The sequence below is a fragment of the Rhizobium sp. R711 genome (assembly GCF_002211365.1).
Taxonomy (GTDB): domain Bacteria; phylum Pseudomonadota; class Alphaproteobacteria; order Rhizobiales; family Rhizobiaceae; genus Rhizobium.
In genome coordinates, this window is record NZ_LOKZ01000021.1 from 13,554 (window position 1) to 34,472 (window position 20,919).

The following is a 20,919-nucleotide window of genomic DNA, read 5'->3' on the forward strand; positions in this document are numbered from 1 at the left end:
CTCTGTCAAGGTCATACCTTATACCTTATACCTCATATCGAGAAAATTGGAGGACAACGAGATGAGACTTTCTGGACGCACTGCCGTGGTGACGGGCGCTGGCCGGGGCATCGGACTGGCAATCGCTGAAGCCTATGTTCGCGAAGGCGCGAATGTCGTTATCGTCGACCGCGATCTGGAAGTGGCGAACGAAGCCGCCGAGCGGCTTGGGGAGCGGGCTTTGGCCGTCCGCGCCGATATTTCCGTCAACGAAGACGTTGAGACGATCGTTAAGGAAACGATTGGCCGGTTCGGCACAGTCGACATACTCGTGAACAACGCGGGCGTGGGCGCAACCACTCTGTTTCTCGAAAGCTCGAGGGAGGAATTCGAACGCGTCGTCCGGATCAATCTGACCGGAACATTCCTCGTGGCGCAAGCCTTTGCTCGGATCATGGCCGCCAAAGGCTATGGGCGGATCATCAATATCGCTTCGCTGTCCGGTCAGAAGGGCGGTGTCGGACGTTCGGCCTATGGAGCCTCAAAGGCCGGCGTCGAACTCCTCACGAAGGTTATGGCGGTCGAACTCGCGGAATCGGGAATCAACGTGAATAACATCGCACCGGGCCCGATATTGACCGAGGTCTCGAAAGTCATGCACACGGTCGAAACGCGTGACGCCTATCATCGGCTCGTTCCGCAACGCCGTTATGGCGAACCATCGGAAATCGCTGATGCCGCGGTGTTCCTGGCGAGCGACGATGCTGCCTATATTACGGGGCATACGTTGAACGTCGACGGCGGCTTCCTGGCCGCTGGCCTCATGTTCCCATTCGATCCAAAAGCCTCGAAGCGGCTGGGACAAATCAGCGAATAACCTGGAGAAGTGGCCAGTTCGACGTTCGGCATTTGTCGCAAGCGGTAAAACGCGGTATGACCTCGTACCTTTTCGATTTCTGATTGGAGCGTGACCAGGAATGCTGTCTGTTGACCCAAAGAAAATCCCAAGCCGGCTGGACATAGCGCTCGACTACATTACGGGCGAAATTGCCAAAGGCAACCTCGGGCCTGGTGACAAACTTCCCAATGAAAAAGAGCTGGCCCAGCTTCTCGGCATCAGTCGCACTCCAATCAGAGAGGCGATCAAAACGCTCGCGGTCTCGGGTCTTGTCGAGACGCGTCATGGCTTTGGAAATTACATCCGTAAGGACGAAGGCCTTCCGGCGATGCCGCTCGCGATGTTTCAGCTCTATCTTCAGAGCTCGACGCCTGAGATGCTGATGGAACTGCGATACATTTTCGACCGCAACTGTTCAGAACTCGCGTCGCTGCGGCGTACGGACGAAGACCTCGCCACGATGAGAGAGTGCATCGACCGACTAAAAAGGCTGTCGGAGGATGCGAACTCCGCGATCGAAGATCTCCTCAAGGCCGACCTCGATTTCCACCGAGCAATATACAAAGCTGCCGGAAACCCGTTGATCGTCGTGATCGCCGACTTCGTGCTGACGATGGTCGCGCCTTGGGTGCAAAAATCGCTAGAGGTCAGTGGCAAATGGCGCGCAGTCGATCTCCACGAACACATGTTTCAGATGATCCGGGACAGAAAGACCGGTGACCTCAGCCGCGAGAGCGTCGAGGAAAACATGGAACACTTCCGCACATCCCTGCTGAAATGACAGCCAGGGCATCACGTCAAGGCGTGGCGCATCTTGCATTTCCCGCAGGTCGCACTGCGATCATCACCGGCGGCATCTGAAGGCGGACGCGAAGCCCGGATACCGTATGCCGCCCGGCCTATTCGTCGGGTTCTGAAAATTGCCAGAAAACGATAATGCGCCAGGCTGATCGCGCCTGGCGCCTCGACCGCGAGCAATGCTTGCCCAGCTTTGCAACTAGCGGGCGTGGTATTTCGTATCGACCTCGTCGATGGCGGCAACATTGCTGGCCGAGCGACCGTTCTCGTCGAACCTCTGGGCGAGGAAGGAGTCGACGATCGTCTTCGCAAGTTCCGATCCAATGACGCGGGCGCCCATGGTGATGATCTGGGCGTTGTTCGACAACGCCGCCCGTTCGGCGGAATAAGTATCGTGTGTGAGGGCTGCCCTTATGCCCGGCACCTTGTTTGCCGAAATGCAGACGCCGATCCCGGTGCCGCACACCAGGATGGCCTTGTCGTAGATGCCGTCGAGCACGCCGTTGGCGACCCTGTCGGAGAGGTTCGCGTAGAAATCGTCGAGACCGGCGTCAGTCCGGGAGACCTCGAACACCTCGAACCGGTCCTTGAGATAATCGGCGAGGACCTTGGCGAGTCCTTCGCCCGCGCTGTCGCCTGCTACTGCAATTTTCATCTTCATCACTCCTCAGATTTTGGCCGCGCACTTTTCGAGGATGTCGAGGTAGCCCTCGATCTTCCACGCCGAGCGGCCGATGAACAGCCCATCGACATGAGGGCAGGATATGAGCTCTTCGCAGTTGTCCGCGTTGACCGAACCGCCGTAGAGGCAGGGAATGCGCCGACCGAGCACGGCTTCCGCGAACGCGATAATCTCGGCCTGGCGGGCGTCAGCGTAGTCCGCTGTCGCGGGGATCCCATCGACGCCAATGGCCCAAACAGGCTCGTAGGCAAGCAGTATCGGTTTGTCCTTCTGGTCGGTAGAAAGGCTTCCCAACGCGCCGCGAACCTGGCGCTCGAGGACGTCGCGGGCTCGCCCGGCCTCGCGTTCGGGAAGTGTCTCCCCTATGCAGATGAGCGGGATCAAGCCGTGGCGAACCGCCGCCTCGACTTTCAGTCCCACGGTCACGTCCGTCTCACCGAAATGTTCACGCCTCTCGGAGTGACCAAGCTCGACGATGTCGAGGTTGCAGTCCTTAAGCATCAAGGGCGAAATCTCGCCCGTCCAGGCGCCCTCCTCGTCCCAGTGCATGTTCTGCGCGCCGACCTTCACCGACGTGCCCGCCAACGTGGTCTTCACTTCCCGGACAACAGTGAAAGGAGGGATGACAAAGCGCTGGATGCGCGGATGGGACGTGATGTCTGCGGCCCTGAGACCGTGCGCAAACTGCGCGGCATCGGCAAGCGTCTTGTTCATCTTCCAGCTGGTGCCAATCCAGAGGGTTTTCTTCTCGGTCATCGCCGCTTCACCACGTTTGCGTTCAAATGGATGTTGGCCGACCTAGAGCGAGCCGGCTCGATACCGCTTCGCCATTTCCGCGAGCGGCACAACGTGAATGGAGCTTGCGCGCCCTGCCGTTCCGAAAGCTTCGAATCTCTCGCAGCACAGCTTTGAAAGCGCCGTCATTGCAGGCTTCAAATATTTGCGAGGGTCGAATTCTGTCGGATCTTCGGACAGCACTCGGCGAACCTGCCCGGTCATTGCCATGCGGCAATCAGTGTCGATGTTGACCTTTCGCACACCATGCCGAATGCCGCGCAGGATTTCCTCGAGCGGCACGCCCCAGGTGGGCTTCATCCGCCCGCCGAAGCGATTGAAAATTTCCTGCAACTCCTCCGGCACGCTTGACGAACCGTGCATGACGAGATGGGTATTCGGAAGTTTCCGGTGGATCGCCTCGATAACATCCATTGCCAGCACGTACCGTCCGGCCGGCGTGAGAACTTGTAGGCGCCATGGCTGGTGCCCATTGCGACGGCAAGCGCATCCACCTTGGTCTCCGCGACAAATTTCGCCGCCTCCTCCGGATCGGTCAGAAGCTGATGCGGATCGAGCTTGCCTTCGACGCCGTGACCGTCTTCCGCCTCGCCCGTACCGGTCTCAAGCGAGCCCAGAACGCCAAGCTCCCCTTCCACCGAAACCCCTGCCCAATGGGCCGTGTCGCTGACGCTTCTCGTGACCTTGACGTTGTAGTCCCAATCCGCCGCGGTTTTCCCGTCAGCAAGGATCGATCCGTCCATCATGACGGACGTAAAACCATGCTGGATCGCGGTGACGCAGGTGCTCGGCTCGTTTCCGTGGTCAAGATGGACGCAAACGGGGATATGCGGATAGATTTCCGTCACCGCCTCCATCATGTGCTTGAGCATGATGTCGTTGACATAGGCTCGGGCCCCACGGCTCGCCTGGAGAATCACAGGCGAATCCGTTCCGTCGGCCGCTTCCATGATGGCAAGCGCCTGTTCCATGTTGTTAATGTTGAACGCCGGGACGCCGTAGCCGTGTTCGGCGGCATCATCCAGCAGCTGGCGGAGAGTAATCCTGGCCATGACGTGTTACTCGCTGGTTGGATTGGAATTGAGATAGCTTGCGATCAGGTCGACCTCCGTCGCCGAACCGAAGACCAGCGGCGTGCGGCAATGGTGAGAGGTCGGGATCTTGTCCAGGATGGCGGTCGTGCCGTCGGTAGCCCGCCCCCCGGCCTGCTCCATCAGGAACGCGATCGGGTTCGCTTCATACACCAGGCGAAGGCGCCCATTTTCAAAGCCGGGTCGCTTGTCGCCGGCGTAGAAGAACACACCGCCCCTGATCAGGATCCGGTGGAGCTCTCCGACTGCCGATCCGAGCCAACGCATGTTGAAATCGCGGCCGCGCGTTCCCTCCTTGCCGGTCAGACAATCCTGAAGATACAGGCTCATGGCAGGGTGAAGGTGACGGTGGTTGGAAGCGTTATATGCAAGCTCGGACGTGTCGCGAGGTATCTGAACCTGCCTTTTGACGATCAGGAACTCGCCGGTTTGGGGATGCATCGTCGCCAGCAGCACACCCTCACCGACCGAAAAGCCCAAATCGACCGTGTTGCCGAATGAGACATAACCGGCCGCGGCCTGGCGCTTTCCAGGGGTTAAAAAGGGATCTTCAGCTTCGCAGAAAGGCATGATCGAGAAGATCGTGCCGACGGGCGTGCCCAGCCCGACATTGCCTGAACCGTCGATCGGATCGATTGCGACCGCAAAATGCTGGCCATTGAGCATAACTGGCGCGTCGGCCTCCTCGGACAGGACCCTGGCAGCGCCTGCGCGTGCGAGTATTTCGACGAACAACTCGTGCGACGCGATGTCGATTGCCTTTTGCGCATCACCGTCGGTATTTGATCCGACAAGGTGGGCCAGATCGCCCTCCAGGGAACCGGCTGCGATGCGTGCGGATAAAAGACAGGCGGCATCCAACACACCGTTGATTAGAGCCGCCACCCCCTGACGGGACAAATCCTCAGCAGCCCAGGTCGAGAGGTACTCATCGACAGAACCATACTGGACGCCCGCTTCGTCATTTCCGGGTGTCGCCGGTGCGCTCATTGCTTGCCCCTTATCCTTGCTAGGGCGCGCGTGACGATTGCGTCACGCGTGATCCCAAATTGCTCGTACAGCGTCTCGGCCGGCGCAGACGCTCCAAAGCCGGACATCCCAATCACGTCGTCTTCGCTGTCGACATACCTAGTCCAGCCGAACTTCGAGAGCGCTTCCACGGCAATGCGCGGCGCGTTGCCGAGGACCGAGCTGCGGTAATCCTTGGGCTGCTGTTCGAAGAGATCCCAGCTCGGCATCGAGACGACCGCGGCGGGAACGTTTCTCGCCTCGAGCTCTTCGGCGGCTTGGATCGCAAGTGCGACCTCTGTTCCGGTGGCAATAAGCGTAACGGCGCGTTGGGTACTGGCTTCCCGCAGCACGTAGGCACCGCGTGCGCAGCGATTGATGTCGTCACGCTCCGAGCGGAGCTGGGGGACATTCTGCCGCGAGAGAGCCAGAACCGACGGAGTGTTCTTGCTGGTTATCGCAAGGTCCCAGCATTCCAGCGTTTCGATCGTGTCGGCGGGCCGGAACACATGCAAGTTCGGCATCGCCCTGAGGCTGGCGAGATGCTCGACGGGCTGGTGGGTCGGACCGTCTTCGCCAAGACCGATCGAATCATGCGTCATCACGAAGATAGAGCGGACGCCCATCAAAGCCGCCACACGAATGGCGTTGCGGCAATAATCCGAGAACACAAGGAACGTGCCGCCATAGGGTATGACGCCGCCGTGAGCCGCCATGCCGTTCATCGCGGCGGCCATGGCAAACTCTCTAACGCCATAGCTGACATACCGCCCGCTTGCAGCGGCGGTGAAATCGCTGTCGACGGCCGGAACCCGGGTCAAGTTTGAGTGGGTGAGGTCGGCGGACCCGCCGATCATTTCCGGAAGCATCTCCGTCAGCGCTTCCAGTGCGATCTGGCTTGCCTTACGCGTTGCCACTGATTGCGGCTTGTCGAGCAGCTTTGCCTTGGCGGCGTTGACCGCTTCCTCATATCGCGCTGGCAATGAGCCGGCGGTGCGGCGTTCAAACTCACTTCTGACATCTGCGCCCGCTGCTTCGAGCCGCGCTTGCCAGTCCTTGCGCGCCTTGGCGCCCTTCGCGCCGACTTCGCGCCAAGTTTTGAGGATTGGAGCAGGAATCTCGAAAGTGTCCGCCGTCCAGCCATAGACTGCCTTCGTCGCGGCGGCTTCGCTGGCGCCGAGCGGTGCACCATGTACGGAGCTTGTTCCTGCCCTTGACGGAGAGCCGTATCCAATGATGGTTTTCAGGGCTATGAGGGATGGTCTGGATGCTTCCGCCTTCGCCTGCGAGATCGCCGCGTCGATCGCATCCGGATCATGACCGTCAACGCGCTGCGTGTGCCATCCGTACGCGTCGAACCTCGCGAGCACATCTTCCGAAAACGCGATTGCGGTCGAGCCGTCGATGGTGATGGAGTTGTCGTCGTAAAGGACGATCAACTTGCCGAGCTGCAGGTGGCCGGCCAGCGAAGCAGCTTCCTGACCAACACCTTCCATGAGACACCCATCTCCACAGAAAACGTAGGTCCGGTGATCGACAAGCGCTGCGCCAAATTCGGTTGATAGGCGCCGCTCCGCGATAGCCATTCCGACAGCCGACGCGATCCCCTGTCCGAGCGGCCCGGTGGTCGTCTCGACGCCAGCGGTGTGCCCATATTCGGGATGACCTGGCGTTTTGGAGCCCCATTGGCGGAAGTTGCGAACCTGCTCAATCGTCATGTCTTCGTACCCGGTGAGGTGCAGAAGGCTGTAGAGCAGCATCGAGCCATGGCCGTTCGACAGGACGAAACGATCGCGGTCCGGCCAGCCAGGTTCGCTTGAATCGAACTTGAGGTGCCGGCCGAACAGCACCGCCGCCGCATCAGCCATGCCCATGGGCATTCCGGGGTGCCCGGACTTTGCGGCCTCAACCGCGTCGATTGACAGGACACGGATAGCGTTCGCGAGATCGCGGATCGAAACTGCTGCTGTCAATTCTTCCTCCCTCATAAACCGCGACCAATGTGGCGCACTTTTCTGGATATCACAATATCGAAACACAAAATAACGTACTATATGCTACAAAGATAACAATATCACATTCCGCTGCAAAAAGTCTGCCTATGAACATCATACCTCATACCTTATACCTTTCTATTTGCGCAATAGCTTTTATTTGGCTACCGCGTCGATCGGGAGCCGTAAGGATCGGGATGCTCAATTCGGCTCGCCGATGTTTCCCGACATTTCTTCAGTTGACAGCTTTTACAAATGCATTAACGTATACGTTATTGAATTCGAGGAACTCAATAGGCCTTAAAGGGAGGAACCGAAATGCCTTTGACGATGCCCAAGTCCCTGCAGATGATCGCCCTTGCCACTGCCCTCGGCGGTAGCGCTGCCTATGCGCCGAGCGCCTTCGCGGTCGATATCGATAAACAGATCAAGGATATTGAAAGTCACCCGGCAAGCGGGCCCAACGGCGAAAAAGCGACCCTCGCGAGCGACCTGAAGCTATCCGCCGAAGAGATCGAAAAGATCAAGGCGAAGCATGCCAAAGCGGCCATTGTGATGCACTACACGGCGTCTGACTGGGCCAAGGCCCAGATGGCCGGGCAAAAGAAGGCCCTGGAAGAGCTCGGCGTCGAAATCGTTGCGACGACTGATGCTGGATATCGCGCGGAGCAGCAAGTTTCAGACATCGAAAGCGTCATGGCGCTCAAACCTGACGTCATGATCACCGTTCCCGCCGAGCAGTCAGCCACGGCCGCAGCATACAAGAAAGCTGCTGCCGCTGGCATTAAAATCATCTTCCTTGACCAGACCGGCGCCGGGATGAAGGCTGGCAAAGACTATGTGAGCCTCGTCTCTTCCGACAACCGCGGGATGGGAAAGGTCGCCGCACTGCTCATGGCCAAGGCGCTCGACGGCAAGGGCGAAATCGGTCTCATCCCGCATGCGTCCGACCTTTTTGCCACCAAAGAACGCGCGGTCGGCTTCAAGGAAGCGATCAAGGATTATCCGGATATCAAGGTCGTCCAGGAGACCGGTGTCGGAGGCCCTGATTTCTCAAGCGAATCCGAGCGCGTCGCCTCCGCAATGCTGACGGCCCACCCCAACCTCAATGGCATCTGGGCCGTGTGGGACGTTCCAACAGAAGGCGTCCTGTCAGCGGCGCGTGCAGCGGGCGCGTCCAAGAGCCTCGTCATCACCACTTGCGACCTTGGCGTCAACATCTCGATCGACATGGCTAAGAAGGGTTACGTCAAGGGAACCGGATCCCAGCGTCCGTACGGCGCCGGTTATGCCGAGGGCATCCTTGCCGGATACGCCCTACTCGGAAAGGACGCACCTCCCTACGTCGTGCTCCCGGCCCTTGCGGTGACCCGCGATAACCTGATCGAGGCGTGGCCGCAGTCGAACGGCGACCAGGCACCGAAGATTCTCACCGACGCAATGAACTAACGGTGCGCGGGAGCGGCTCCGGCCGCTCCCCGTGCCCCAGCGGCGGACAACGACCATGAACACTCAAGCAGTCACCGAAACCCTCGCCGCCGTCAGGATGCGCGACGTGAGGAAATCGTTTGGCGGCGTGCACGCATTGCGCGGTGTCAGCCTGACAATCCAACCCGGGACAATCCATGCGCTGGTCGGCGAAAATGGCGCCGGCAAGTCTACGCTGTTGAAGATCCTGCAGGGTGTGGTCACACCCACGGAGGGATCCATCGAGGTTTTTGGCGAGCACATGTCGTCAAGCTCTCCGGAGAATTCCCGCAGGCTCGGCATTGAGATGATCTTCCAGGACCTCAGCCTGATCCCCACCCTCACGGTCGCCCAGAACATTTTCCTGAACCGGGAGCCCCGCCGCCTGTCGATCTTGGTCGACGAGCGCAGGGAAATCGCACAGGCAGCCGAGATCATCGGCCAACTCAACCTCACGGTTGATCCGAGGACGCCTGTTTTTGAACTCAGCCCCGGCCAGGCCCAGCTGACCGAGATCGCCAAGGCCATTCATCAGGATGCCAGGATCCTTATCCTTGACGAACCAACCTCGTCGCTGAGCGCACAGGAAGCCGACACTCTGTTCGGCATGTTGAAGAAGCTCACTGCGGCGGGAACAGCCGTGATCTACGTTTCCCATCGCATGACCGAGATCATGACGATCGCCGACGAGATTACAATTCTGCGTGACGGTCAGAACGTGACCTCCGGGAAGACATCCGAATTCACGCTCGACTCGATCGTGCAGCACATGGTCGGCAAGCGTGTCACCGGTTTCCAATACCAGGCGCGCGCCATTGATCGCAGCGGCAAACCCGCGCTGAGCGTACGTGGCCTTTCGGGCCCTTCGGGAAAACCCAGCGATGTCAGCTTCGACGTCCACAGGGGCGAGATTGTGGGAATAGCAGGCCTCATGGGCGCTGGCCGGAGCGAGCTTGCCCGCCTTCTTTTCGGCGTCGATAAGAAAACTGCGGGAACCGTAGAACTCGGCGACACAGCCGTTGAGTTCAAGTCACCTTCGGATGCGATCAAGGCTGGCATCGTGCTTGTTCCGGAGAGCCGCCACGAGGAAGGTCTGGTTGTCGAGCACAGCGTCGGCGACAATCTTGGACTGCCGCAGATCGGTCAGCTCGTCCGCGGTCCCTTCATCGACCGTCGACGCGAGGGAACACTGACCTCCGATCTCATCAAGCAACTGAGGATCAAGACGCCGTCCGCTGACAACAAGGTCAGGAACCTTTCCGGCGGCAACCAGCAGAAGATCGTTATTGCCAAATGGCTAGCGATTGATCCTTCGGTTGTCATTCTCGACGAACCGACAGCAGGCGTAGACATCGGTTCAAAGGCCGAGATCGTAGAACTCATTCGGAGCGTCGCCTCCTCCGGAAAGTCCGTCATCGTCATCTCGTCGGAACCAGCCGAGCTTCTGGCAACGAGCGACCGCATCCTGGTCATGAACAACGGACGTCTCGCGCGCGAAATCGAGCGCGACGAAATCGAAAGCTGGGCCACGATTGCCGGCGACGAAACTCAATCTCCGCTGATCCGCACCGAACTCGGTCTGCAGGTCGCGATTCAGAAGGCAACCCAAAATGTCCACTGAAGCCAAGACATTGAACACAGAGACGGATGCAACCCACATGCGGCCGTGGCACAGCAACTGGCGCGACTACGTCGTCTACATCGGCTTCGTCGTCATCTTCATCGTCTTCGCGATCCTCCTGCAGGATCGCGGATTCCTATCTTCAAACAATCTGCTCAACATCCTGCGGCAGACTGCGATCGTCGCCATCGTTTCCATGGCAATGTCGTTCGTACTCTCGGCGGGCGAGATCGACCTCTCGGTCGGAGCCATTGCCGGACTGTCGTCGGTGGTCGCTGGCCTGGTGCTGAGCAAGTACGGTCTATTCCCCGGCATTCTCGCGGGCTTGACCCTCGGGCTGCTGGTAGGCGCCATAAACGGCGGCCTGACTGCCTATCTCAACATCCCGTCGTTCTTGGTGACGCTCGGCATGATGGGGATCGCGCGAGGGGTCGGAATGTGGGTAAGCGGCACTTCGCCTGTTCCAATTATCAACGACACGTTCATTTTCGTCTTTGGTTCCGGCAACATCGGCCCTGTTCCTGTCCTCGTTGTCTGGGTCGCCGTTCTGGGCATGATCGCCCATATCGCGCTCCGAAAGACACCGTTCGGCCGCAAGGTCATGTCGGCAGGCGGAAACTCGATCGCAGCTCGCTACAGCGGCGTCGATGTCCGGAAAATCAAGTTCCAGGTGCTGCTACTGACGGGGATGGCCGCTGCGATCGCTGGCATGCTCTATGCTGGACGCCTGCAGTCTGGACGCTTCCAGCTTGGCGAAGGTGATGAGCTGTCTGTCATTGCAGCCGTGGTTCTCGGCGGTACCAGCCTATTCGGCGGACGCGGCACCGTGATCGGTTCCATCGTCGGTGCCCTGCTCATCGGTATCATCAACAACGGTCTTATTCTTGGCGGCCTCGACTACAGCCAGCAGCTCATCGCGCGCGGAATGCTCATCATCCTGGCTGTGGCGGTCGGCCGAAGCCGCTAACCTGGAAGGTTCTACGGAGGTATTACGATATGAGAGTTTTAGTAACAGGCGGCAGCGGCAAACTGGGTAGAGCCACGATCAAGCATCTGGTTGAGAGCGGCCACGACGTCATCAACGCGGATACGATCGCTCCGCCAGAAAACCTCTGCCCCTTCGTCAAGGTCGATTTCGAGGATATGCGCGCCACGATCGAGGCGATCAGTGGCTTTGATTGGGACCACAATCGCAACACTGAAGCCGTCGTCCATCTGGCCGCTGTGCCGATGCCGGGGCGCGTTGCTCCTGCGGATGTTTTCCGGGTCAACACCATCTCGACGTTCAATGTTTTCGAGTCATGCCGCTTGCTCGGCATCAAGAACATCGTGTGGGCGTCGAGCGAGACCCTGCTCGGCATTCCTTACGAGATCAAGCCTGACTATCTGCCGGCGGACGAGAATTATCAGTCGCGCCCGGAAACCTCCTATTCCCTCTCGAAGCATCTCGGCGAGGAGATGGCAAAGCAGTATTGCCGCTGGGACAGCGAGCTCAAGATCGTTTGCCTACGCTTCTCCAACGTTATGGACGAGAGCGAGTATGCCGACTTCCCGGCCTTCGAGCAGAACCCGGGCAGCAGACGCTTCAACCTTTGGACCTATATCGACGCCCGCGACGGGGCACAGGCGATCCGTCGCTCGCTCGAGTGGAGCGGCAAAGGTGCCGAGGTTTTCATCATCGCAAACGACGATGGGGTCATGACCACCTCCAACGAGGAACTCGTCAGGAGGTGGTATCCGGGGGTCCCGTTCAAGAAGCAGATCGGGAAGAACGAAACCTTGCTGTCCATCGACAAAGCAAAGAGCGCTCTCGGATACCAGCCTGAACATAGCTGGCGAAAATATGTAGGCTCCTGAGAAATCAGCCAGCTTGAAGGGAAAGAAAATGCCGACCAGGAAACAGACAGCACCGGTCTCAGAGATCAAAGAGGACGCCTTCGCGAAAACAATGACCGCGACAGCGCACCTTCGGTTGCGCCAGCTCATCCTGGATAACAAGTGGGCGCCCGGTTACCAGGCGACCGAACAGGAAGTCGCGTCCCAGTTGGGAATGAGCCGGACGCCCGTAAGGGAGGCGCTCATGCGCCTCCAGCAGGACGGACTTGTCTCGGTGATCCCGAGGCACGGAATGCGGGTCCTGCCGATTTCTATTTCTGACATGAAGGAAATTTACGAAATCCTGACGTCGCTGGAGAGTACGGCTGCAGAGCTTGCCGCCAGCCGCCGGCTTTCCGAGGACCAACTCCGGGGTCTCGAAAGGGCGACGGCCGACATGGACCATGCGCTTTCGCAAGATAACTTGGAGCGCTGGGCGCAGGCGGACGCGAGATTTCATGAGCAACTGCTCGAACTTGGCGGCAACCAGATGCTCAAGTCGGTCGTCCTCAATTTCATCGACCGCGCACATCGCGTCAGGATGGTGACGCTGAAGATGCGTCCCAAGCCGGTTAACTCAACCCGCGAACATGCAGAACTCGTGCAAGCAATCCGGGAAGGCGACCGCGAAAAAGCAAGAAACATTCACAAGGCGCACCGCGAGCGGGCAGGCAAGGAACTGCTCGACCTCCTCGAGCGCCTCGGCCTCAACCACCTCTAGGACAGGTTTCAAATGTCATCGTTGAACAACACTCTCAAGATCGCAGTCCTTCCCGGCGACGGGATCGGCAGGGAAGTCATGCCTGCCTGCCTGGAATTGATCGACGCCGCCGTCAGCCAGGCGGGCGCGCCACCGCTCGTGTTCGAGACGCATCAGGCCGGTGCCCAGCACTACGCGGAGACCGGCGAGGCCCTGCCCGCCGCCGCGCTCGAGGCCTGCCGGACATCCGACGCAATCCTCTTCGGCGCGATGGGCTGGCCCGACATCCGCTTCCCGGACGGGACGGAAATCATTCCGCAGCTCGACCTGCGCATGGAGTTCGGCCTGTTTGCAGGTGTCCGTCCGATCCGGTGGTTTCCCGGCCTTCCGAAAGTGCTGTCCGATCCTCGCGCCGAAGGAATCGACTTCGTCCTGGTCCGCGAGCAGACAGAAGGACTGTTTTATGCGCGTGGCCGTGGCGAAGTGCTAAACGACCAAGAGGCCTACGACACGATGCAGATCACGCGGGCCGGCACCGAGCGTGTTACCGAATTCGCTTTCCAGCTGGCCGCCCAGCGCAAACGTCGCGGCAAGGCCGGCACGGTGACCTGCGTCGACAAGGCGAATGTCTTCAGTTCGATGGCTTTCTTCCGGAAGGTTTTCGATGAGATCGCCGCCAAGCACCCCGAGTTGCAGAAGGACTATGCCTATGTCGACGCGCTGGCGCTCAACATGGTGAAGAAGCCCTGGACGCTTGACGTGCTGGTGACCGAGAACATGTTTGGCGACATCCTTTCCGACCTTGCGGCCGGTCTGATCGGCGGCATGGGTATGGCCCCTTCGGCGGACATCGGCGATACCCACGGCCTCTTCCAGCCGGCACACGGGACCGCTCCCGATATCGCGGGCAAGGGCGTCGCCAATCCGGGCGCAATGTTCCTGTCGGGAGCGATGATGCTCGACTGGCTGGCGGTGAAGCACGGCGATCAGCGGCTTGCTGACGCCGCCGGGCTGATCGAGGCCGCGGTCGAGCACACCTTGTCGACCAAGATCGCGGTTCCAATGGAGTATGGCGGAAGCGCCAATTGCGCGGAGATGACGCGCAGCGTGATCGGCGCTCTGGGTGCCGTCCGCAAGGAGGTCGCATGAGTTCGGCATCCACAGGCTTTGTCGTGGTCGTAGAGTTCGTCGTTCGAAACCAATTCGCCGATAATTTCGATGCGGCGATAATCGAGAATGCGGCGACGTCGCTGCGCGACGAACCGAACTGCGAAGTGTTCGATGTCTGCCGCGATCCTGAGCGGCCCGAGCGCATCTACCTCTATGAAGTCTATGGCTCAAGAGCCGATTTCGACTTCCACCTGAAGACGCCGCACTTCACGAGCTTTGATGCGATGGTTCGAGATTGGGTGGCCGAAAAGCGAGTGGAAACGTTCGAGCGCATTTCGTCCCACGAGAAGGAGGGCGCGAGATGACCAGCAACGTCAAGGCGATTGTCTTCGACACGTTCGGCACTGTCGTCGACTGGCGGGGTTCAATCATCCGCGATCTCACCGCCTGGGGCGCGGCGGAGGGCCTGCAGATCGACTGGGCCGGTCTCGTCGACCGCTGGCGAGACCGTTACAATCCCCAGAAAGCGCGGGTGCGCAGCGGCGAGTTGCCGTGGACGAACCTGGACGAACTTCACTTCGATGCCTTGAAGGCAGTGTTCGCAGAGATGGGGCTGGCCGAACTAGACCAGGACCGGATGATGCACGTCAACAAGGTCTGGCATCGCCTGGACGGCTGGCCCGACGCATCGCGCGGGCTACACCGGCTGAAGTCGAAGTTTATCATCGGCCCGCTGTCCAACGCCAATGTCGCGATTCTCGTCAATATGGCAAAGCATGCCGACTTGCCGTGGGACAACGTGTTCTCCTGCGAGCTTTTCCAGCACTACAAGCCCGATCCTGAGACCTACCTCGGGGTCTGCAAACTCCTTTATCTGGAGCCCGGGGCCGTCATGATGTGCGCTGCCCACAACTACGATCTTGCCGCCGCGCGCAGCCTTGGCCTTAAAACCGCATTCATCGCACGACCCACCGAATACGGCGAGGGCCAGACGGCCGACCTCACAGCCGAGCAGCGCTGGGATTACGTCGCCGACGATCTCGAAGACCTCGCCCGACAACTCGGATGCTAGAAGAGAGAAAGATAATGCAGACATACAAGATGTTCATCGACGGCAAGTGGGAAGACGCTGCCAACGGAGATACGTTCGAGACGAAGAACCCTTTCAACGGGCAGACCTGGGCCGCTATTCCGAAGGGCGGCAGGGAAGATGCGGAACGAGCAGTCGAGGCTGCGCACCGCGCCTTCACGAGCGGTCCGTGGCCGAAGCTCACCGCGAGCGCCCGCGGACACCTTCTTCGGCGTCTTGGCGACCTGATCGCCGAGAATGCGGAGCATCTCGCGACGATCGAGGTTACGGACAACGGCAAGCTCATCAACGAGATGCTGTTTCAGCTCAAATACATCCCGCAGTGGTACTACTACTTCGGCGGGCTGGCGGACAAGATCGAAGGAGCGGTCATCCCGATCGATAAGGCGGACACCTTCAACTTCACTCGTAATGAGCCGCTCGGCGTCTGCGTCGGGATTACGCCGTGGAACTCCCCTCTCCTGCTGCTCGCCTACAAGCTGGCACCGGCACTCGCCGCAGGGAACACATTCGTGGCAAAGCCCTCTGAGTTCACGTCTGCTTCGACCCTTGAGTTCGCAAAGCTCGTCGAGCAGACTGGCTTTCCCGCGGGCGTCTTCAACGTCGTCACAGGGTTCGGCGCGGATGTCGGCGAGACGCTGACGACCCACAAGTACGTCGCCAAGATCGCTTTCACGGGAAGTGAAGGCACCGGGCGCAAGATCGGCGAGCTTGCAGCGCGCAACTTCAAGAAGGTTACGCTTGAACTCGGCGGCAAGAGCCCGCACATCGTCTTCGACGATGCGGAGATCGACAATGCCGTCAACGGGGTGATCTCCGGCATCTTCGCTGCCACCGGACAGACATGTATTGCGGGCTCACGATTGCTCGTGCAGCGAAAGATCCACGACCAGTTTCTCGAGAAGATCGTCAACCTCGCAAAAACGGCGAGAATGGGCGATCCGCTCTTGACGTCGACGCAGGTTGGCCCCGTGACGACGCCGCCGCAACTCGAGAAGATCCTCGGCTATATCAACATCGCAAAAGGCGAAGGCGCCGAATGCGTTCTCGGTGGGGGGCGGCCGGACAATGCCGAGCTCTCCAGGGGCTGGTTCGTCGAACCTACGATTTTCTCCGGGGTCCGAAACGACATGCGCATCGCGCAGGAGGAGGTCTTCGGCCCGGTTCTGGCGGTCATCCCCTTCGACAGCGATGAGGAAGCCGTGCATATTGCCAATGACACCAATTACGGGCTGGCCGCGGGCTTCTGGACCCAGGACATGCGTCGTATCCTGAAGGTTTCGGCCGCCATCCAGGCTGGCACCATCTGGGTCAATACCTACCGCGTCATCAGCTATATGTCGCCGCTTGGAGGCTACAAGCACTCCGGCATCGGTCGCGAGAATGGCATCGCCTCGATCCAGAACTACATGCAGACGAAGAGCGTGATGATCTCGACCGCTGAAGACGTCGCCAACCCCTTCATCATGAGGTGATCCATGGTGGCCGCCGGAAAGTTGCTGGTCGGCTGCGTGGCCGACGATTTCACGGGAGCGACTGACGTCGCGAACATCTTCGCGCGCGCCGGCCTCAAAACGACGGTGCTGATCGGCGTTCCTGAAGACGACAGAGACATTGACGCCGACATAATCGTTGTCGCCCTCAAGACTCGAACGGCACCTCCGCAAATGGCGGTCGAGGAGTCCTTGGCCGCACTGCGATGGCTGCGTGGCCGTGGCGCGCAGAAGTACTACTTCAAGTACTGCTCGACGTTCGATTCCACGGCGAAGGGCAACATCGGCCCGGTCGCCGACGCGATGCTTGCGGAGCTTGGCCAATCCATAACGATCGCCTGCCCCGCCTTCCCTGCCAACGGCCGGACGGTTTACAAGGGCAACCTGTTCGTCGGCGACGTGCCGCTGGACGAGTCCGGCATGCGCAATCATCCGTTGACGCCGATGACAGACGCGAACCTGCTGCGGGTGCTCGGGCCGCAGTCGCGGGCCGAAATCACCGGATGCTATTACGAGACGGTGAAGCAAGGGGCGTCCGCCATCGCCGAATGGGCCGCCCCCATTCACGGCGACGGCACGCGTATTGTCGTCATCGACGCCCTGGCTGACGAGGACCTTGTCGAGATTGCCCAGGCATTCAAGGATTTCGTGCTGTTCACCGGTGCGTCGGGCCTGGCATATGGGCTGGCTCGTGTTCTTCTTGCCGGCGGGAACAGCCGCGACGCTGCCGTTACGACTGACTTGGACGAAGGCTACAGAGCCGTCGTCTCCGGTAGCTGCTCGGTCGCAACCAACGGACAGGTGGAGGCGATGCTCGCAGACCACGAGGGTTTCCGCGTCGACCTCTCGAAGCTGGCGGACGGCGGCGATGTCGTCGGCGAGGCCGTCGAGTGGGCCTCGTCCCGTCTGGGCCGCAAGCCTGTTCTCATCTATGCGACGGCTCTGCCCGACGAGGTGAAGGAAAACCAACGCAAGCTGGGCGCCGCGCAGTCCGGCGAGATGGTCGAGGCCGCCCTCTCCTCAATCGCGCGAAGGCTCGTCGAGAAGGGTGTGAGCGATCTCATCGTCGCCGGCGGCGAGACGTCGGGAGCGGTGGTGAAGTCGCTAGGCGTCGACCAGCTCTCGATTGGCAACGAAATCGCCGCCGGAGTGCCGTGGGTACACGCAAAGAGCCAGGGGCGATCTCTGTCACTCGCGTTGAAGTCCGGCAACTTCGGCGAACGAGACTTCTTCATGAACGCTTGGGACCGGCTCCGATGATAGGCTCCATATCCGAAGAGACAAAGGTCCGCGACGAGATGGTCGAGGTCGGCCGCTCGCTCTTCGACCGCGGGCTGACCGCAGGATCGACCGGCAACATCAGCGTCCGTCTGTCGGACGGTCGCATTCTGATGACGCCCACCAACGCTTCGCTGGGCGTGCTCGATCCAGCACGGCTGTCCTGCTTTTCGGCGGAAGGCGTGCATGTCGGAGGTGACAAGCCCACCAAGGAGGCGTTCCTCCACAAGTGCATGTATTGCGGTAAGGACAATCGCCGAGCCGTCGTCCACCTGCATTCAACCTATTCGGTTGCCGTCAGCTTGCTGAAGCAGGTCAACGAGCGCGACGTTCTGCCGCCCCTGACCGCCTACTATGTCATGCGTATCGGTTTCCTGCCGCTCGTGCCGTATTTTCCTCCCGGAGACGAAGCGCTGGCGGCGGCGGTGGGAGCCGCCGCCGCGAACCATCATGCGGTGTTGATGGCAAACCATGGACCTGTCGTCGCGGGCAAGTCCCTAAAGGACGCCCAGTACGCGACAGAGGAGTTGGAGGAAACGGCGAAGCTCTTCTTGCTCTTGCAGAACCACGAGGTCCGGCCGCTCACCGCCGAGGAAAGGGCCACCTTGATCAATCTCTCGAGGTGAGAAGAGCGCGTTACGAACCAGGAGGAACCCAGCGGGTCTGGGTGCCGTATCCGGGCGGGCTTCCAAGTTGCTTGCATTCGCCGCATAAGGTTCGCCGGTGTTTGCACTTCTGAAAATGGGGAACATAGACGTGATCTCGAAGGGTGCGGAAGAAGCAGCGTCGGCAACGATGTCTCCTTGTGTACAGATCTCTCGTCCAACTGCTTTCAAACAGCAGACGGCAGACTTCAACTCCGAGCTTCACGCTCGACCGTCGATCTATTTCAACGGTCCCGCAATTGTTGAGCACGTTGCTTTCATGCCCATAGACGGTGTGATCAAGGAGTTCCACGACAGTCTCGAAGCTGATGGCACGATTTCGGTTAGAGTCGAAAGGCACACTGAATTCGTGACGGTTACGCGCGTCCGGAAACTTGACAGCGAGCCAGGGGGCTGGCCGGGATCTGACCTCCTTGAAAGTGACTTTGCCGAGCTCGCAGGATTGATCTCACCGCTGCTCGTTTGTCACGTCAGCATCCTTGTCCTCGGGAACCCTCCTGACAAGCTGGGACCGGTGCTGGAAACCTTCGGCTTCGGTGATACCGCCGCCTCATTGATCGGTGGGGGCGCGGCGCAGGTTTGCTCCGATTTTCGTGTTCGAGGGGACAATTCAAGTAGAATTATCCTGTTCAACAAGGACCTGAACGCACACCGCCTGGGGCGCATGGTACGCCGCATCTTCGAGATCGAAACCTACAGATCCATGGCGCTTCTCGGATTGCCGGAAGCGCGTCGTCTCGCCCCGCTTCTCGGCGGATATGACACGGAGCTGGTTCAACTGACCAATCGCAATCTTCGTACGCCCGCGCATCAGCACAAGCAATTGCTCGAGGAGATTACCGCTCTCTCATCCCATGTCATCTCGGCCACCGCCGAGACCAGAAACAGGTTCGGCGCAACCGCAGCCTACGCCAAGATCGTTGAGGAGAGGATCGCGCTTTTACGGGAAACGCACGTCGTCGGCTTTCAACGCTTCGGTACCTTCGTGGAGCGACGGTTCAAGCCAGCGGTGCGTACCTGTGAAGCGACCGCCTTGAGGCTTGAGCAACTATCGAGGGCCGCGATGCACTTACTCGACTTGTTGCAAACCCGAATTCAGGTCGAGATCGAATTCCAGAACGCGACACAGATCCAGGCCATGGCTGATCGCGCCGCGACGCAGGTCAAGATCCAGCGCGCGGTCGAAGGCTTTTCGATCATTGCAATAAGCTACTATTTGTTGAGCTTGCTGAAGTTCGTGTATGAAACGGCAGACCACGCTGGGTTCCATTTCGATCCAATGATCATGCTCGTCGCTGTTCCGGTCGTTGTGGGATCTGTTGTGATCACCATTCTGCGCGTCAAGCATGCGCTGAAAGCAGAGAGCTAGCGGCGGCGCAACCTCGCCTCAACAAGCTCGATCAATCAAGCAGCTCTCATGAGTATCTCCACGAGGCGGTTCAGCGGAGGCGGTCATCTCTTCTTCAGTAATGGCTCGCTCGGGGACTGCGTTTTGAATCTAAGATTTGGCAGGCATTCTCGCCACCACGACGTCTGCGACAATCAACAATGCCAGAGACGACGCACTTGCGCCCTTCAATTTCGGTTAAGGTATTAGGTATAAGGTTATACCTCATGCGCAGTTCAAAAGGTTTGCTCAGCCGGAGGGGAAATAATGTGGAGGATTCGGAAATTTGGCGTGGCGATACGTTTGTCTATCGCATTCGGGTTGCTGTTGTGCGCAATGGGAGTTCTGTCTCTTTCGTCAATCAGCCAGGTCGACGAGATCAACGGTAAGCTCAGCCTCATAAATGGCAGTAATAGCCAAAAATTTCGGAATGGCATCGATATGCTGGGCTCGGTCCGCGATCGAGCAGTAGCGTTGCGCGACATCGTTTTGACTGACTCGAATACAGATCAAGCAACGACAATCGTGATGATGAGAAAGCTGCAGGCATCCTACGCTTCCAACTTCGCGGAGTTACAAAAGGCCGTTAATTCCGACATCGCCAGCACCCCCGCAGAGCGTCGCCTCGCTGAAGGTCTGACGGCTTTTCAGAATGACGCCGAGCCTTTGATTGCCGACATCATCAAGTTGACGCTCGACGGAAAAAGAGACGAGGCAAAGCCGCTGCTCTTAAATGAACTGAGACCCAAGTTGACGGCATGGATTGGTGCTCTGAACAAGTTGATTGATTACGAGCAAGCTCTAAACCAAGGCGTTGGTGGCAAAGTTAAAGCAGCTTCTGATGAATTTAAATTTCTGACGCTAGAGCACGTCCATTGAACGCGGAATCGGAATTTTGCTGACATGCTTTGTTTGCCGTGATTCCCTGCCTTCGAATCAGGAGGTATGAATGTCACGAGCGTTCAGTGATGATCTTCGCATTCGAGTT

The 20,919-nt window shown here is 59.3% G+C and carries 19 protein-coding genes and 1 pseudogene; 15 read left to right on the forward strand and 5 right to left on the reverse strand.

All coding sequences use genetic code 11. The annotated features are described in order from the left end of the window. The first annotated feature begins 61 nt into the window (after window positions 1-61). Together ATY80_RS17950 and ATY80_RS17955 are read left to right on the forward strand one after the other, a co-directional pair. Complete coding sequence (locus ATY80_RS17950) at window positions 62-856, forward strand: 3-oxoacyl-ACP reductase family protein (RefSeq protein ID WP_004129782.1); 795 nt, start codon at window positions 62-64, stop codon at window positions 854-856. Between the two features lie 100 nt (window positions 857-956). After that, on the forward strand, window positions 957-1,658 hold the full coding sequence (locus ATY80_RS17955) for a GntR family transcriptional regulator (protein ID WP_004129783.1): 702 nt from the start codon (window positions 957-959) through the stop codon (window positions 1,656-1,658). A gap of 216 nt (window positions 1,659-1,874) precedes the next feature. Here the strand turns inward: ATY80_RS17955 and ATY80_RS17960 are convergent, their stop codons facing one another. From ATY80_RS17960 to tkt, 5 genes and pseudogenes are all read right to left on the reverse strand, one after another. Beyond that, window positions 1,875-2,330: an RpiB/LacA/LacB family sugar-phosphate isomerase gene (locus tag ATY80_RS17960; protein WP_088693735.1), complete on the reverse strand. Its 456-nt coding sequence runs from the start codon at window positions 2,328-2,330 to the stop codon at window positions 1,875-1,877. Window positions 2,331-2,342: 12 nt separating this feature from the next. After that, complete coding sequence (locus tag ATY80_RS17965; RefSeq protein ID WP_088693717.1) at window positions 2,343-3,113, reverse strand: triose-phosphate isomerase; 771 nt, start codon at window positions 3,111-3,113, stop codon at window positions 2,343-2,345. A 42-nt stretch (window positions 3,114-3,155) separates the two neighbouring features. Then, a pseudogene (gene fba, locus ATY80_RS17970) lies at window positions 3,156-4,204 on the reverse strand (class II fructose-bisphosphate aldolase). Between the two features lie 6 nt (window positions 4,205-4,210). After that, window positions 4,211-5,233: a class 1 fructose-bisphosphatase gene (locus ATY80_RS17975; RefSeq protein ID WP_088693718.1), complete on the reverse strand. Its 1,023-nt coding sequence runs from the start codon at window positions 5,231-5,233 to the stop codon at window positions 4,211-4,213. Then, window positions 5,230-7,239 (reverse strand): transketolase, encoded by a 2,010-nt coding sequence (gene tkt, locus ATY80_RS17980; RefSeq protein ID WP_088693719.1) that lies wholly within the window; start codon window positions 7,237-7,239, stop codon window positions 5,230-5,232. The genes ATY80_RS17975 and tkt overlap by 4 nt, the downstream gene beginning before the upstream one ends. Before the next feature lie 324 nt (window positions 7,240-7,563). On the opposite strand from tkt, the gene ATY80_RS17985 reads away from it, so the two are divergent. The 13 genes from ATY80_RS17985 to ATY80_RS18045 all read left to right on the forward strand — a co-directional run bounded on the left by ATY80_RS17985 (window position 7,564) and on the right by ATY80_RS18045 (window position 20,810). Beyond that, the gene (locus tag ATY80_RS17985; protein WP_088693720.1) at window positions 7,564-8,694 is read left to right on the forward strand and encodes a substrate-binding domain-containing protein; all 1,131 of its coding nucleotides are present in this window, start codon (window positions 7,564-7,566) and stop codon (window positions 8,692-8,694) included. Between the two features lie 55 nt (window positions 8,695-8,749). After that, window positions 8,750-10,333, forward strand: coding sequence for a sugar ABC transporter ATP-binding protein (locus ATY80_RS17990; RefSeq protein ID WP_088693721.1), 1,584 nt, complete (start codon window positions 8,750-8,752; stop codon window positions 10,331-10,333). Continuing rightward, complete coding sequence (locus ATY80_RS17995) at window positions 10,323-11,300, forward strand: ABC transporter permease (RefSeq protein WP_088693722.1); 978 nt, start codon at window positions 10,323-10,325, stop codon at window positions 11,298-11,300. The genes ATY80_RS17990 and ATY80_RS17995 overlap by 11 nt, the downstream gene beginning before the upstream one ends. A gap of 29 nt (window positions 11,301-11,329) precedes the next feature. Continuing rightward, window positions 11,330-12,190, forward strand: a complete 861-nt coding sequence (locus ATY80_RS18000; RefSeq protein ID WP_088693723.1) for an NAD(P)-dependent oxidoreductase — start codon at window positions 11,330-11,332, stop codon at window positions 12,188-12,190. 28 nt (window positions 12,191-12,218) lie between these two features. After that, window positions 12,219-12,929 (forward strand): GntR family transcriptional regulator, encoded by a 711-nt coding sequence (locus ATY80_RS18005; RefSeq protein WP_088693724.1) that lies wholly within the window; start codon window positions 12,219-12,221, stop codon window positions 12,927-12,929. A gap of 12 nt (window positions 12,930-12,941) precedes the next feature. Continuing rightward, on the forward strand, window positions 12,942-14,057 hold the full coding sequence (locus ATY80_RS18010; RefSeq protein ID WP_088693725.1) for an isocitrate/isopropylmalate dehydrogenase family protein: 1,116 nt from the start codon (window positions 12,942-12,944) through the stop codon (window positions 14,055-14,057). After that, complete coding sequence (locus ATY80_RS18015) at window positions 14,054-14,383, forward strand: antibiotic biosynthesis monooxygenase (RefSeq protein ID WP_088693726.1); 330 nt, start codon at window positions 14,054-14,056, stop codon at window positions 14,381-14,383. Before ATY80_RS18010 ends, ATY80_RS18015 begins: the two co-directional genes overlap by 4 nt. Further along, the gene (locus ATY80_RS18020) at window positions 14,380-15,090 is read left to right on the forward strand and encodes a haloacid dehalogenase type II (protein ID WP_088693727.1); all 711 of its coding nucleotides are present in this window, start codon (window positions 14,380-14,382) and stop codon (window positions 15,088-15,090) included. Before ATY80_RS18015 ends, ATY80_RS18020 begins: the two co-directional genes overlap by 4 nt. 14 nt (window positions 15,091-15,104) lie before the next feature. After that, on the forward strand, window positions 15,105-16,583 hold the full coding sequence (locus tag ATY80_RS18025; protein ID WP_088693728.1) for an aldehyde dehydrogenase: 1,479 nt from the start codon (window positions 15,105-15,107) through the stop codon (window positions 16,581-16,583). A gap of 3 nt (window positions 16,584-16,586) precedes the next feature. Then, a complete protein-coding gene (gene otnK / locus ATY80_RS18030; RefSeq protein ID WP_088693729.1) occupies window positions 16,587-17,861 on the forward strand; it encodes a 3-oxo-tetronate kinase in 1,275 nt (424 codons plus the stop codon). Further along, complete coding sequence (gene otnC / locus ATY80_RS18035) at window positions 17,858-18,505, forward strand: 3-oxo-tetronate 4-phosphate decarboxylase (protein ID WP_088693730.1); 648 nt, start codon at window positions 17,858-17,860, stop codon at window positions 18,503-18,505. Before otnK ends, otnC begins: the two co-directional genes overlap by 4 nt. A 130-nt stretch (window positions 18,506-18,635) precedes the next feature. After that, entirely contained in the window at window positions 18,636-19,913 is a 1,278-nt protein-coding gene (locus ATY80_RS18040; protein ID WP_088693731.1) for a DUF3422 domain-containing protein, read from the forward strand. 309 nt (window positions 19,914-20,222) lie between these two features. Beyond that, entirely contained in the window at window positions 20,223-20,810 is a 588-nt protein-coding gene (locus tag ATY80_RS18045) for an MCP four helix bundle domain-containing protein (RefSeq protein WP_245306867.1), read from the forward strand. The last annotated feature ends 109 nt before the right edge of the window (window positions 20,811-20,919 follow it).